At 48.5% G+C, this 13,532-nt stretch carries 16 protein-coding genes; 8 read left to right on the plus strand and 8 right to left on the minus strand.

Annotated features, from left to right (window positions below; genetic code table 11):
• The first annotated feature begins 31 nt into the window (after positions 1–31).
• From ACUUJN_RS02370 to ACUUJN_RS02380, 3 genes are read left to right on the plus strand one after another with little or no spacing between them, the layout of a single operon-like run.
• A complete protein-coding gene (locus tag ACUUJN_RS02370; RefSeq protein ID WP_023986725.1) occupies positions 32–949 on the plus strand; it encodes an ABC transporter ATP-binding protein in 918 nt (305 codons plus the stop codon).
• Entirely contained in the window at positions 946–1,662 is a 717-nt protein-coding gene (locus ACUUJN_RS02375; protein ID WP_023986726.1) for an ABC transporter permease, read from the plus strand. Before ACUUJN_RS02370 ends, ACUUJN_RS02375 begins: the two co-directional genes overlap by 4 nt.
• Entirely contained in the window at positions 1,662–2,390 is a 729-nt protein-coding gene (locus ACUUJN_RS02380; RefSeq protein WP_075153614.1) for an ABC transporter permease, read from the plus strand. Before ACUUJN_RS02375 ends, ACUUJN_RS02380 begins: the two co-directional genes overlap by 1 nt.
• Before the next feature lie 72 nt (positions 2,391–2,462).
• Here the strand turns inward: ACUUJN_RS02380 and ACUUJN_RS02385 are convergent, their stop codons facing one another.
• Positions 2,463–3,419, minus strand: coding sequence for an L-lactate dehydrogenase (locus ACUUJN_RS02385; protein WP_023986728.1), 957 nt, complete (start codon positions 3,417–3,419; stop codon positions 2,463–2,465).
• A gap of 537 nt (positions 3,420–3,956) precedes the next feature.
• Between ACUUJN_RS02385 and ACUUJN_RS02390 the strand changes: the two genes are divergently transcribed.
• The 3 genes from ACUUJN_RS02390 to ACUUJN_RS02400 all read left to right on the plus strand — a co-directional run bounded on the left by ACUUJN_RS02390 (position 3,957) and on the right by ACUUJN_RS02400 (position 5,981).
• Entirely contained in the window at positions 3,957–4,781 is an 825-nt protein-coding gene (locus ACUUJN_RS02390) for a MerR family transcriptional regulator (RefSeq protein ID WP_069080456.1), read from the plus strand.
• 144 nt (positions 4,782–4,925) lie between these two features.
• Positions 4,926–5,747 carry a serine/threonine protein kinase gene (locus tag ACUUJN_RS02395; protein ID WP_484669226.1) on the plus strand — a complete coding sequence of 274 codons (822 nt, stop codon included), beginning with the start codon at positions 4,926–4,928 and terminating at the stop codon, positions 5,745–5,747.
• A 114-nt stretch (positions 5,748–5,861) separates the two neighbouring features.
• Positions 5,862–5,981: a hypothetical protein gene (locus tag ACUUJN_RS02400; RefSeq protein ID WP_013369112.1), complete on the plus strand. Its 120-nt coding sequence runs from the start codon at positions 5,862–5,864 to the stop codon at positions 5,979–5,981.
• A gap of 179 nt (positions 5,982–6,160) precedes the next feature.
• Here the strand turns inward: ACUUJN_RS02400 and ACUUJN_RS02405 are convergent, their stop codons facing one another.
• From ACUUJN_RS02405 to ACUUJN_RS02420, 4 genes are all read right to left on the minus strand, one after another.
• The gene (locus tag ACUUJN_RS02405) at positions 6,161–6,346 is read right to left on the minus strand and encodes a hypothetical protein (RefSeq protein ID WP_071559410.1); all 186 of its coding nucleotides are present in this window, start codon (positions 6,344–6,346) and stop codon (positions 6,161–6,163) included.
• Between the two features lie 92 nt (positions 6,347–6,438).
• Complete coding sequence (gene gntK, locus ACUUJN_RS02410; protein WP_028541194.1) at positions 6,439–7,986, minus strand: gluconokinase; 1,548 nt, start codon at positions 7,984–7,986, stop codon at positions 6,439–6,441.
• Positions 7,987–8,028: 42 nt separating this feature from the next.
• On the minus strand, positions 8,029–9,390 hold the full coding sequence (locus tag ACUUJN_RS02415) for a GntP family permease (protein ID WP_028541193.1): 1,362 nt from the start codon (positions 9,388–9,390) through the stop codon (positions 8,029–8,031).
• 132 nt (positions 9,391–9,522) lie between these two features.
• Complete coding sequence (locus ACUUJN_RS02420; protein WP_484669227.1) at positions 9,523–10,218, minus strand: GntR family transcriptional regulator; 696 nt, start codon at positions 10,216–10,218, stop codon at positions 9,523–9,525.
• Positions 10,219–10,411: 193 nt separating this feature from the next.
• On the opposite strand from ACUUJN_RS02420, the gene map reads away from it, so the two are divergent.
• Complete coding sequence (gene map, locus ACUUJN_RS02425; protein ID WP_013308498.1) at positions 10,412–11,158, plus strand: type I methionyl aminopeptidase; 747 nt, start codon at positions 10,412–10,414, stop codon at positions 11,156–11,158.
• A 328-nt stretch (positions 11,159–11,486) separates the two neighbouring features.
• On the opposite strand, the gene ACUUJN_RS02430 is transcribed toward map, so the two are convergent.
• From ACUUJN_RS02430 to ACUUJN_RS02440, 3 genes are all read right to left on the minus strand, one after another.
• Positions 11,487–11,984, minus strand: coding sequence for a CcdC family protein (locus ACUUJN_RS02430; RefSeq protein ID WP_023986735.1), 498 nt, complete (start codon positions 11,982–11,984; stop codon positions 11,487–11,489).
• 165 nt (positions 11,985–12,149) lie between these two features.
• On the minus strand, positions 12,150–12,626 hold the full coding sequence (locus ACUUJN_RS02435; protein ID WP_053324504.1) for a disulfide oxidoreductase: 477 nt from the start codon (positions 12,624–12,626) through the stop codon (positions 12,150–12,152).
• Entirely contained in the window at positions 12,610–12,762 is a 153-nt protein-coding gene (locus ACUUJN_RS02440; protein ID WP_023986737.1) for a hypothetical protein, read from the minus strand. The genes ACUUJN_RS02435 and ACUUJN_RS02440 overlap by 17 nt, the downstream gene beginning before the upstream one ends.
• A 99-nt stretch (positions 12,763–12,861) precedes the next feature.
• Here ACUUJN_RS02440 and ACUUJN_RS02445 point away from each other — a divergent pair, with 99 nt between their 5' ends.
• On the plus strand, positions 12,862–13,488 hold the full coding sequence (locus ACUUJN_RS02445) for a nitroreductase family protein (protein WP_023986738.1): 627 nt from the start codon (positions 12,862–12,864) through the stop codon (positions 13,486–13,488).
• Positions 13,489–13,532: the final 44 nt, after the last annotated feature.

Consider the following 13,532-nt stretch of genomic DNA (forward strand, 5'->3'; position numbering starts at 1 on the left):
GCACGTTACGATAGGTGTCGAGGTGAGGAACTTGAACGAATACATTATTGAAACGAACAGTCTCAGCAAAATATACAAAGGCCGCGCGGCGGTTAATCAGCTGGACCTGAAAATAGCTCGAGGAGATATTTACGGATTTCTGGGTCCCAATGGAGCGGGGAAAACGACAACGATCCGCATGCTGCTTGGACTTATTCGCCCAACTCGAGGAACGATCCGTATATTCGGCAAAGATATTCGCAGACATAAGCTCGATATCTTGCGTAAAGTCGGCTCGTTGGTGGAGTATCCTTCGTATTATGGTCATTTGAACGCAATTGAAAATCTGGAGGCCATTCGCCGTATTTTGAATGTACCCAAGCAAAACATTGCCGAAGTGTTGGAGGTCGTCCGACTGACCAAGCATGCCAAACGTCCAGTCAAAGGCTACTCCCTGGGTATGAAGCAGAGACTTGGCATTGCAGCAGCCCTGCTTGGGAATCCCGAAGTGCTCATTTTGGATGAGCCTACGAATGGTTTGGACCCGGAGGGTATTCAGGAAATGCGCACATTGATTCAGGCGATGCCCAAGCAACGGGGGATCACCGTGCTGGTATCCAGCCATCTGTTGAGCGAGGTAGAGCATATGGCGAATACTGTGGGTATTATCCGTGAAGGAGAGTTGGTCTTTCAAAATACGATTCATAATCTCCGTCAGGAATCTGCGGGAGGAATTCGGATCGTAGTGTCGGAACCGGAAGCAGCCCAGTTGATTGCGCGTGAGCAGGGCTACCATTCAGTGAAGGACGGATCGGCGCTGGATTTCGAGAACATGAATGATGCGGCTGTTGCGCTGCTGGTCAGAAGATTGGTCGAAAATACGCATGCCGTATACCGTGTGGAGGAACGCCGCAAATCGCTGGAGGATATGTTCATGCAAGTGGTGGGCAAAGGAGGAACTTCCTTATGATGCTGCGGGCGCTCACGGCGGATCTGCTCAAAGCACGCAGAAAGGGAATCTGGTTCCTGGTGTTTCTCGGTCCCCTTGGGCTGGTGGCGATGCAGGCGCTGAACTTTGGACTCCGCTATGACTATCTGATTCCGCGATACAAGGGCCATTTGTGGGAATCCTTGATGGATAACATCGCTATGTTTGTCCCCCTTGCGCTGGTGTTAGGAGCCACCATGGTCGCTTCCATGTTGGCGAATGTGGAGCATATGTCTAATTCCTGGAAGCAGCTACTGGCCTTGCCTATATCCAAATTCAGCGTCTATATGGCCAAGCTGACGCTGGCGATCGGGATGCTGTGTGTGTCCTGTGTACTCCTGACGGTAGGGACGTGGGTGTTGGGCATGCTACTCGGCTTCGGGGGAGAGCCGGCGCCGATTGGAGAATTACTGCGGCTTGGATTTTGGCCTTTAGGCGGTACGCTGCCTATGCTCGTATTATTGTTGTGGTTAACGGTCACGTTCCATAACCAAGCGCTGCCTGTAACACTGGGGATTACGTTAGGTATCGGCAGCCTGTTTGCTTCACAGCTGTCCGAATGGTTTCCGTTGGCCTGGCCGCAATTCGCATGGGTTGCACCTCAAGCGTGGATGTTTGCGTCCGTCGGGTGCGGAACGGGTGTGCTTCTCAGCCTGCTGACAGCGGCCCATTTTAGCCGAAAGGATGTGGCGTAATGTTCGGAGGATATGTACGGCTGCTTTCTGTTGAACGTATGAAAATGGCGAAATCGCCCGTCTGGCTCCTTGCGCTCGTCAGCCCGGCGATTGCCGTCCTGATTGGTTTGCTGGCAAACCCGGGAGGGAATTGGCAGGTGTTGTTGTCTGCCATGCTTACAGTTCATGCGCTGCTGTTCATGCCGATGCTGACCGCCGTATTTGCATCTCTGGTCTGCCGATTCGAGCATGGGGGCGGCGGTTGGAAGCAGTTGATGTCATTGCCATTGTCCCGCACGAGTCTGTATGCGGCCAAGCTGACCATCATTATGGCCTTGGTCGGATTGACCCAGCTACTGTTCGGAGGAGCGTTGCTGGGTGTTGGAGTTGTGCAGGACATGAACGGACCGATTCCATGGGCCGTGATCGCTCAAAGTTTGCTCGCCGGCTGGGTAGCCTGCCTGCCGCTGGCTGCGTTGCAGTTGATGGTGTCCTTCCTGTGGTCCAGCTTTGCCGCACCGCTTGCGTTGAATTTCGTCTTCACCGTGCCGAATATTCTGGTCGCCAATTCTCAAACCTACGGTCCGTACTATCCATGGACACAGCCTTTATTGGCGATGATGCCGAGTGGAAGAGACAACTTCGGGGCGTTCATGGTGCCAACGGATACACTGTTGACGGTTATAATAGGTAGCTTTGTCGTATTTACGTTGGCGGGACTGACAGTATTTCGTTATAAAGAGATATAGGGCGAAATACGGGGATTGCAAAAACTCCTTATCCTCAATGAGGGTAAGGAGTTTTTTTACTGTGCTATTGGTTTACACTAGGCCTGAAATGGCACGAATATTATTGCTGATAAGGTGGCAAGAGGCGTCGAACTTCGCTTGTTCCTCCGGACTTAGCTCCAGCTCGATGACCTCTTGAATTCCTCTGCTGCCGATAATTGCCGGAACGCCCGTGCAGACATCGGTGTGCCCGTACTCGCCGTCCAATACAGCAGAGACCGCTATAATTTTACCATCATCATTTAAAATGGAACGTGTAATGTATGCCAGCGCATTGGCAATACCAAAATAAGTGGCGCCTTTGCGGGTGAAGATCTCCCAGCCTGCATCCCGAGTTTTACGGGCAATGTCGTCCAGATCGACGTGGCTGAATCGTTCTTTATGCTGACGCAAAATGTGCAAGAGTGGCTTACCACCAATCGTGACGTGTGACCAGGCAACGAATTGGGATTCGCCATGCTCGCCAAGCGCATATCCTTGTACGCTGCGCGGATCTATGGAAAACACCTCAGAAAGCAACGTCTTGAGTCGCGATGAGTCAATGGAGGTGCCCGTGCCGATCACCTTGTTGCGTGGCAGACCGGATATACTTTGTACCATATACGTTACAATGTCGACAGGATTAGCGGCAATGACGAATATACCGTCGAAGCCACCCTCCATAATCGCGGTTACAATCTCTCTGGTAATAAGCACTGCGTCATCCAGCACAGATAGGCGGTCTTGACCCGGTTTAGGGTTGGCTCCAGCCGTTATAATCACAACGTCCATATCCGTGCAGTCTGCATACGTGCCTGCACGTACCTTGGTACGTGTGGACGTAAAATCCATACAATGGGACAGATCCAGTGCATGGGCCAAAGCCCGATCATACGTGCGGTCAATCATCATGATCTCATCACAAATGGACTGATTAACCATTGAGTAGGCACAGCTCGAACCGACCATTCCCGCGCCGACAATAGCTACTTTCCTTGCCTTCCCCTTCATCTATGTTGCCTCCTCGTTCCAGCGAACGTTAATATGCTACAAATTATGCCTGAAATCCATTTTACGTTACATAACATAACATATTGCTGATCTTTTGAAAATATCCATTTTTTTGTCTCCATTCTGGAAAATTAAAAATGAACTGTAAATAGAGGTGTCTTTCTAGGATTAATTGTAGAATGAACGTAAATTATCAATACTTTTACTGGAAGGTAGGAGAGGACGTTTCAATTTATATTTAAGGTGACCGCTGTATAAATTATAACATGGACCATGTTGATGGAAGGAATGGTGCCATAGAAATCATGAAAGTGTGACATTTATGTGACGCTCTTTAAAGAGTCTGAAGGGTACATAAAACGAAAGTATTCTCTTACAATGTCGTTTCTTGTATTTCTACAAATATTCCGTTATGACAAAGGTTCTTAGCAGTCTGCAATATTAGAACATTTTTGCCAAAGGGTTTCCAATGGATTTCGCGAATTCTACATATACAAGCTAATTTCTTTCCATACCATCCGGGGAGGTAATGATTAAATGGAAGAAAGCAAATCGACGACGGAAGCAGCAAAGCAGTTGGGAATCGGGGCGAGTACCCTTCGTAAATATGCAGCGGCGCTGGAGGAGCAAGGGTATGTGTTTCAGCGTTCCGCGAATCAATCGAGAATGTTCAGTGCTGAGGATGTTGAGTGCTTGAAGGTGATGCGGTGGGCATTGCGTGAACAGCATATGACGATGGAGCAGGCGGTTCAGGTGGTGCTTGAGAGAGTGACCGCTCCCTTTCAAATGGAGGATGAGGAATTCCGCTTGCCCCCCATCTCGGATGCTGAGTCACTGACCGCAACCTGGGAAGAAATAATGGCGGCGGCTGAGGGCAGGGAAGAGACGGTCATGCAGGCGCAAGCTGCTGCTACGGTTGAACTGACAGAGTTACAGGATGAAATGAATGCTCAGGAACTGTCAGAGGAACCCATGATGCAGCTACAGTCGCAGGAGGAGTTCCAGACTTTGGCATCTACCATTGAGTATAGATTGGAGCAAGCACCTGTATCCGTACAAACGCAGGAGTCCGTAGAGCCGCAAGAACTGGCGCAGATGCAGGACATGGTGCAAAACGCTTTGTTGGAAATGCGGAGCCGTTTGGAGGAGCTGGAAGCAGAGCACAGCCGTTTGGTGGAAAAGAATATCAGCCTGTCTAACCAACTGGAGGATCAAAAACGCTGGATGAAAGAAAAGGTTGACGAGGAACGAGACCGGCAGTTAATTACGAATTTGCGTACCTACCAGGGCAGGCAACGCAAATCGCGCGGTTCGTTGTTGTCCTGGCTTGGTCTGACACCGCGCAGACGCAGAGAGGCATAACCAGCATCTTTTTTGATAAAGACCATCAGACCTTCCCGGTTCTGATGGTCTTTTATCGTGGATGGTATAATAACGGAATATAAGAATACGAGAACAAGCCGCATAAGAAACGTTGCTGCGGCATGTAGAGGAAAGGATATAAATATGTTTGCTTGGTTGCGGAACGCATATGAATCATGTATGGATTATCCGAAACAGCCTGGCGATTTACTGAGCGGACGTTATGATGTTCGTTCGCTTTTAGGCATGGGGAGCTATGGTCTAACCTACCTCTGTCTGGATCGGCACAGCGGACAAGAGGTGGCAGTGAAAATGCCCAGACCGAGCAAACGGGCGAAGGCAGTTCAGCTATTGCAGCGCGAGGCTCATATTATGCGGCAGATGGAACACCCCTATATTCCGAAGCTGCTCGAAATTGTCGAGCATTCGAACGGAATAGTTGTGGTCATGGAATACATCTCTGGCATGACGCTGGAGGAGCTTATATTTGAACAGGAGCGTTCCTTTACAGAACAGGAATGCGTTGTCTACATTTTGGAGTTAATGGAGCGAGTTCTGCATGTGCATGAACGGGGCTATATCCATCGGGATATCCGCATTCCCAATGTGATTCACCGCGAGGGGAAGCCTTACCTGATCGACTTTGGTCTTGCTCTGGCGATGGGAGAGCGACAGGAGGATGTATTTACCGAATCCATGCTGGAAAAGCGCGCACCTGAGCGACAAGACGTCGCCGTCTACAGCGATTTGTACGATGTCGGACATTTAATGCTTTTTATGCTGTATAGCAGTTACGAGCCTCAGCCAGATCAACCGCCAGCAAGCTGGCAGGAAGAATTGAAACTGAGTTCACCTGTGCGTCAAATGCTGGAGCGTCTTTTTCAGATTCGGCCACGTTATGAGAATAGCCGACAGTTTATGCAAGAGCTGGAGGAAGCATTGTTGCTGCTTGAGATTAACCCATAGATAGTCCCTAAAAATAAACAGGCATTCGCCGCAAAAATGGGGGAATGCCCCCCTTACGCATTTGACCAGGTCTACATACAATGATTCTGTAAATGAGCGAAGGGAGTGTTGTAAATGAGTCATATGTGTGGAGTAGGCGGTATGGGTTGCGGCGTAGGAGCATGGACCTCTGTAGGAGCGATTCTTGTTCTGTTTATTTTGCTGGTGATCATCTCTAAAACCCTGTTTCTGTAATTTCGGTCATAACCGATTTCCTGTAAAATGCACAGATGTTGCCCTGCATAACGAAGGGCGCACAACAATAAAGCGAAGGCCCTTGAGATGAGAAGGGTCTTCGCTTTATAGGGTTTGAAGGAGCCTGTGGCATGCTTCTTGTGGTACGCTCTATTCCGTCGCTACTTCTTGTTGTTTGGCTAAGAACTGGAGTAATGACGGCGTTTATCTTTGTAATATCGGTGCCCATTGTGGCTATTCTTGTAACCGTCTGAAGAAGAATGGTGTTTACGTTCACGTTCGTAATAACGGTCTGAGCTGCTGTATCGCCGCTTATGAGAATGAGAGGTGGAATGTAGCAGGCGGTGCAGTAATTGTTTAAGCATCGTCTAATCCTCCTTCTTACCCTGCCCAACTGACATAGACAGGTTTTTATAAAAAGGTAATACGCAGCAGCGTTAGAACAGGTTCCACTAATTTAAGATTGTAGGGACTTGGCCTGAAATTCCGCAATATCCTTGAACTCTTCTTCGAATTTACGTGAAATGCGGATATAAATCGGTAGTAAATCGCGATAAATATCCACGTGTTCTGCTACAGGTTTGTGCTGGTGAGTGGTACCGATCATACCGGACACAGCATCCAGCGAATCAATCCGTCCCAGCGCGTACAAGCCCAGAATAGCTGCGCCCAGACATGAGCTTTCCAGACTTTCGGGGATAATGACTTCCTGATCGAAAATATCCGCCATGAGCTGTCTCCATAGCTCCGAGCGTGCAAATCCACCAGTGGCGTGAATGACTGACGGTCTGTCGATGACTTCTTCCATGGCGAGCATGACGGTATACAAATTGAACAGCACACCCTCCAGAGCGGCGCGAATCATATGCTCTTTTTTGTGACGCAGGGACAGACCGAAGAAGGAGCCGCGAGCATTTGGGTCCCACAGGGGCGCACGTTCACCGGATAAGTACGGAAGAAAGAGCAGACCGTCGGAGCCAGGACGTACCTGTTCCGCAATTTGGGTCAGCACATGATATGGATCAAGTCCCAGTCGTTTGGCCGTTTCCACCTCGGAGGCTGCAAATTCATCCCGGATCCAGCGGAAGACTATACCTCCATTGTTCACCGGGCCGCCGATGACCCACAGCTTTTCGGTTAAGGCGTAACAGAAAAAGCGCCCTTTGGCATCCGTGAGCGGCTTATCAACTACGGTACGGATGGCTCCGCTGGTGCCGATGGTAACCGCGACAACTCCAGGTTTGATCGCATTCACACCGAGGTTGGACAAGACACCGTCGCTGGCCCCGATCACAAAAGGAGTCGTCTTCAGTAGACCCATGTCATGCGCATAGGTCTCATCCAGCCCTTTGAGCACATGAGTTGTCGGCACCAGCTCGGATAGCTGCTCCTTCGTCACACCTGCAATGTGCAGTGCTTCCTCATCCCAGTCCAGCTGCTGCAAATTCATAAGTCCGGTTGCAGAGGCAATCGAGTGGTCCACGACATATTGGTGGAATAACCGGGCAAAAACGTACTCCTTAATGGAAATGAATTTATACGTCTGGGCCGCAATATCCGGTAAATCCCGTGTAATCCACATCAGTTTCGTTAGCGGTGACATGGGATGAATGGGCGTTCCGGTACGTAAGTAAATGTCGTGTCCGTTGTATTCATGTTTGAGCGCTTCGGCCCATTTGGCGCTACGGTTATCTGCCCAAGTGATGGAGGCGGTCAGCGGTTTGCCGTTCTTATCCACCGCCAGTACACTGTGCATGGCCGAACTAAAGGAGACGAACAGCACATGCTCGGCTGACACTCCGCTTTGTTTCATGATCTCTTGCACCGTCGTTACGACAGCTTTGAAAATATCTTCCGGGTCCTGTTCTGCCGCATCCGGCTCAGGTGTATGGAGCGGATAGCCCACATGGTGCTGGGCGGCAATATTGCCGTTTTCTTCGAAAAGCACCGCTTTGGTACTGGTTGTGCCGATATCGACGCCGATCATATATCGGGTGTCTGTCATATTCAATCTCCCCCTTCACTTACCGTTATTAGCTCATTATCGTTAAATTAACACACTCAGCAGCATAATCAAACCGAAAGCGACCAGGGAGAGGATGGTTTCCATAACGGTCCATGATTTTAGAGTCTGCGGAACCGTCATATTGAAAAACTCTTTAATCATCCAAAAACCGGCGTCATTCACATGAGACAAGATCAGCGACCCGGCTCCTGTAGCAAGGACGACCAGTTCGACATTCGCGCCGGGAGTAAGTGCCAGCACAGGTGCGACAATACCGGAGCCTGTCGTCATCGCGACTGTCGCTGATCCAGTGGCTACACGAATGAGCGCAGCGACCAGAAAAGCAAATACAATCACATTCATATGGGCTCCTGTAGCGACCGCTGCAATGGCCTGACCTACACCGCTGTCGATCAATACCGTTTTAAATGCACCGCCGCTCCCGATAATTAAGATAATAGAGGCTGTTGGTGCCAGACATTCACTGGTAAAACGGGACAAGTCCTCTTTCTTTAGACCACGTGCATAGCCTAGCGAGAAAAAAGAGAACACAGCCGCAATCAGCAATGCCATAACCTCATCACCAATGAATTTGAAAAATACAGTGAGCGGATGTGTATTGGCCGGGTCTACGATTTCAGCGACTGATCCGCTAAGCATTAGAATAACAGGCAACAAAATGGTGAACAAAGTAATCCAAAAAGGAGGCAACGACCGTCCCGTCGTATTTCTGAACTGCTCGTCCAGCCTCTCGGAAGGTCTGACCATGATTCTTTTGCCAATCCAAGCGCCGAAGACCGGGCCTGCAATAATGGCGGATGGAATGCCCACGATGAGTGCATATCCTATCGTGCGTCCAATATTGGCGTTAAAGGCTTCAATCGCGATCATCGGAGCCGGGTGGGGCGGTAAAAGGCCGTGTACCGTCGATAGTCCTGCCAGCATTGGAATACCGATTTTCAGCAGAGACATATTCATTTTACGGGCAACCGTGAACAGGATGGGAATTAATAAAATAATACCAACCTCAAAAAATACTGGAATACCCACGATAAAGCCTACGATCATCATCGCCCAATGAACGCGTTTTTCACCAAAACGATCCATCAGTGTGGTCGCGATGCGTTCGGCACCCCCGGATTCTGCCATCATTTTACCGAGCATGGTGCCTAAACCGATCACGATGGCGATGGAGCCTAGCGTACTGCCGAGCCCCTTGGTAATGGAGGCAGTAACTTCATGTCCCGGCATCCCGTTAACCAGTCCGAGAAATACCGACGAAAGCAGCAGTGAAACGAAGGGATTCCATTTGAATTTGGCAATCAGCAAAATCAAAAGAATGACGGTAACTAGCGCCCATATGAGCAGGGACGCGTTATGGCTTAAGCCGAATAATGTGTTCATGAAGGTATGCCTCCTTATTCTTATATGTGTAGTTAAATGTATACTTGTCGACAACTTTAATGTAAAAGAGAACCGCGCCAGCAAGAAACGCATGAAGCGCGGTACATCGGCTCTTTGTCACGCATGTTGCGGCTAGGACGATGTCTTTCTGTAGGGAGACAGGACGCTGTCGTTAACCGCGTTGCGGGTATCTCGGTAATGATCCTCAATAAATCCCGACAACTCCTGAGCATTCCCTTGATTTAAAGCGTTTGCAAAGGTTCGATGTTTGTGAATCGTGACTTGTGATTCTTCGATGTTGGACGCAAATCGTTGTTCTGTCGCAGCTAACATGACCGTCAGGGTTAACTGTCTCATACCGTTCCAGGTATGAAGAATACGGGTATGGCCTGCTTCCAGAACCAGAGCCTCATGAAAATTAAAATCCTGAAGAGAAAATTCAACAACATCTCTGTACTTGAGAGCGACTTCCATTTTGTCAATCATCTGATTCAGAACAGTCACCAATGTGGCATTATCACTATGTACATACCTTTGTACAACAAAATGCTCAATCAGCATTCGCACATCGAATAGCTCCTCCATATCACCGGGTGTCATGCCGACGACAACTGCCCCCATGCGCTCCAAACGGATCAGTCCTTCGCCCGAGAGTGCCTTCAAGGCTTCACGCACCGGAGAACGACTGGTACCAAAATCGGCAGCAATCTGATTCTCAGATAGCACAGTACCTGGCGTCTGAATGCCCCGTATAATCTGAAGCCGAAGTTCACAAGCAATCCTTTCCCCAAGCGATGCGCCCTGTAACCAGGTTGTTGGATATTTCATAGGATACTCCTATCTTGGAAATAATTTTGCATACTGGTATACAAGTTATGGAGTATTATATACCCCGTTTAAGATCCTTGTAAACGGTGTCAGTTGACATCGGTTCCATTTCGCTGCTTTTAGCGTTACAATAGAAGCAGAAAAAAGAAGCAGTGAAAAGTGGAACGAACACGGAAAAGAAGGAGATCGTTTAATGATTATCATTAAAACCAAAGAACAAATTGAAAATATGAAAAAAGCTGGAGACATTTTGGCTGCTTGCCACCGGGAAATTGCCAAAATGATCAAGCCAGGCATTACGACACTGGAAATCGACGCTTTTGCAGAATCCTTTATGAAGAAGCATGGCGCAACACCGGAGCAAAAGGGCTATAACGGCTACCAGTTTGCAACATGTGGCTCACCTAACGATGTGATTTGCCACGGCTTTCCGAATAAGACACCGTTGAAGGACGGGGACATCGTGACGATCGACATGGTTGTGAACCTGAATGGCTGGCTGGCAGATTCCGCTTGGTCGTATGCGGTAGGTAATGTGTCTGAGCAGGCGCAAAAGCTGCTGGACGTTACCAAGGAATCACTGTATAAAGGGATTGAGCAAGCTGTTATCGGTAACCGGATCGGAGATATTTCCCATGCGATACAAACCTACGCGGAAGCGGAAGGCTTCTCGGTCGTACGCGAATTTATTGGGCACGGCATCGGGGAAGAGATGCATGAGCAACCGCAGGTTCCACATTACGGACCGCCGCACCGTGGACCACGCTTAAAAGAGGGCATGGTCATTACAATTGAGCCGATGCTTAACACAGGCACATACCGCAGTAAAATTGATGCGGACGGCTGGACCGCACGTACGTTGGACGGCGGCTTGTCTGCGCAATACGAGCATACGCTGGCCATTACAGCAGAGGGTCCGATCATTTTGACCCAGCAATAAAAGCAGGCATTCATCGGTGACATACAGACTAACGGGTTGAATGAGCTAGACATGTTACAGAAAAAGGGGCTGTCCAGAGGACGGTCTCTTTTGCTATAAGCATCCGCTGCATGTCCGTTCCAGTCCCAGGCATGTTCAGGCAGATCGAATGCTGTACACTGCGAAGACAGAGGGACGCAATCGAGTAGCTCCTTTTTCCGGAATGCATAATGTAGACCTGATAGACCAAAAAGACCTAAAAGACCAAAAAGACACGGCTCCTGTTAGGAGAACGTGTCTTTTTGGTCTATACAGCAACATGCGAGCATGCATGTTAAAAACCTGTTTGTCAGATGCGAACTTCCGCCTCGTTCGGAACGAACTGACGATATTGGAAATACATACGAAGCCGCCAGTGTAACAAGGTCCCGAAGGCTAGGATGAAAAATAGCCCTGCTGTCTGCGGAATGGTAATGTAATGCTGAATAAATTCATGCAACAGCAATCGGATGATCAGCAGGCTGATCAGGATAAAAAAGAAGGTACGTGAGCGTTGCACGAAAACCAGCCCTTCTTGCAATTCAAATTTGGTGCTGCGGATCAACGGGTAAGAAAAAATAAACCAGCCGACCAGAAAAGCGCCCAGCGCCCAAAGCCAGGGAACCCGTACCTCTGGCACCACAAACATCATAAACCCGGTGCTCATGCCGAGCGGAGGAATGATGATTTTTTTGGCATTAATCGGGCGATGACCTGTCTTCATACGGATGAAAATAGCCGATATAGCGATTAAGATCATACCGAAGGTTGCGCCATATTGCAGCAATGGGGTGCTAATATGAAACATGGACTGGCCCCCTCTATAAGGAATATAAGCGTTATTGGACAGACTGCAAACCTTTTACATTATAGCACATATGCAATGGATATATTTAGTTACAGTCTTTCCTTGGGCAAGCGGATTATACGCCTCTTGGTGGTAACGGGTCCTATAATTAGGTCTCTTTCATACTTATGCGAGTTCCTTTGCTTGTACCTCTCCTTGAGCTGATTTTTTCTCCTGACGCATGATATAACCCATGGCTGCAATAATAAGGATAAAGGCGATCAGTGCGAGAAAAGGAATGGTGATAAAATCGAACCAGTTCAGGTAATCCTGTTCACAGGATACTCTGCCGCAGGAAGTTGAAGTTTGCGCAGCTGCTTTGGCGGCTGCATGGATGCGCTGAATGATAAAATGATAGGCCGAAATCGCGCCTCCAATGATAGCCAACGGCATGACGTAACGACGTATCCCCGAATCTCCTCGAAAATATGCAATTCCGAGCAGAAGGGTCAGGGGATACATCAGAATGCGCTGAAACCAGCACAGCTTACAAGGCTCATACCCCAAAATCTCGCTGAGATACAGACTGCCCAAAGTTGCCACACAAGCTACAACCCAGGCGGCAAACAAAGCAATATCCGTTTTTTTAAACGATCCAATCATAGTAACGCTCCTTTTTTAATTCAAATGAGAACAAAATGAACTCACCCGTGTCTTGTCCCATCGGCAGGCATATGCCGATATGCATGTCTTTATCCGTATTGTACTGTATTTTGAGTGCAGGGTCATACTTAAACATATTGACATCATTCACTATCATTTTTATAATTGCAGTAGTTTGGGAAGTTAATGAGGATTCAAGTTAGATATATATTAAGAAATTAGGAGAGTGCCTAGAATGTCGAGCAGTCCAAAAAATGAAACTCTATCTACTATCAGTGAAAGACACGCGGTAAAGAGCTATGTTAAGGATTTTAAATTGCCAGAGGAAGATTTGGAGGCTATTTTGACTGCCGCGATAGAAGCTCCTTCCGCTTGGAACCTTCAACATTGGAAATTCCTTGTCATCGAAAGCGAAGCGGACAAGCAAAAATTGCTACCTATCGCCTACAATCAGGGTCAAGTAGTGGAAAGTTCCGTTACGATTGCTGTATTGGGTGATTTGGAAGCAAACCGTAACACCGTCATTTATGATCAAGCGGTAGAAGCAGGCGCACTGCCAGCGGAAATCCGTGACGCATTGGTAGGTCAAATCAACGGCGCGTACCAAAACCCGCAAGTAGCTCGCGATGCCGCCATCCTGAACTCTGCTTTTGCAGCACAAAATATTATGCTGGCTGCTAAATCTCTGGGCTACGACACTTGCGCAATGGGCGGTTTCATTCCAGCACAATTGATCGAGCAATTCAATATTCCGGCACGTTACCTGCCAACCCTGCTTATTAGCGTAGGTAAGGCACAAGTACCAGCACGTCCATCAGGACGTTTCCCACTGTCTGAAGTTGTTGTAAAAGGTAGCTTCTAAGAAGATTTGTGAATGTAAAAGGGTGTTCCTGCAACCGTTCGTGG

This window comes from Paenibacillus sp. LRG-1 (genome assembly GCF_057220305.1).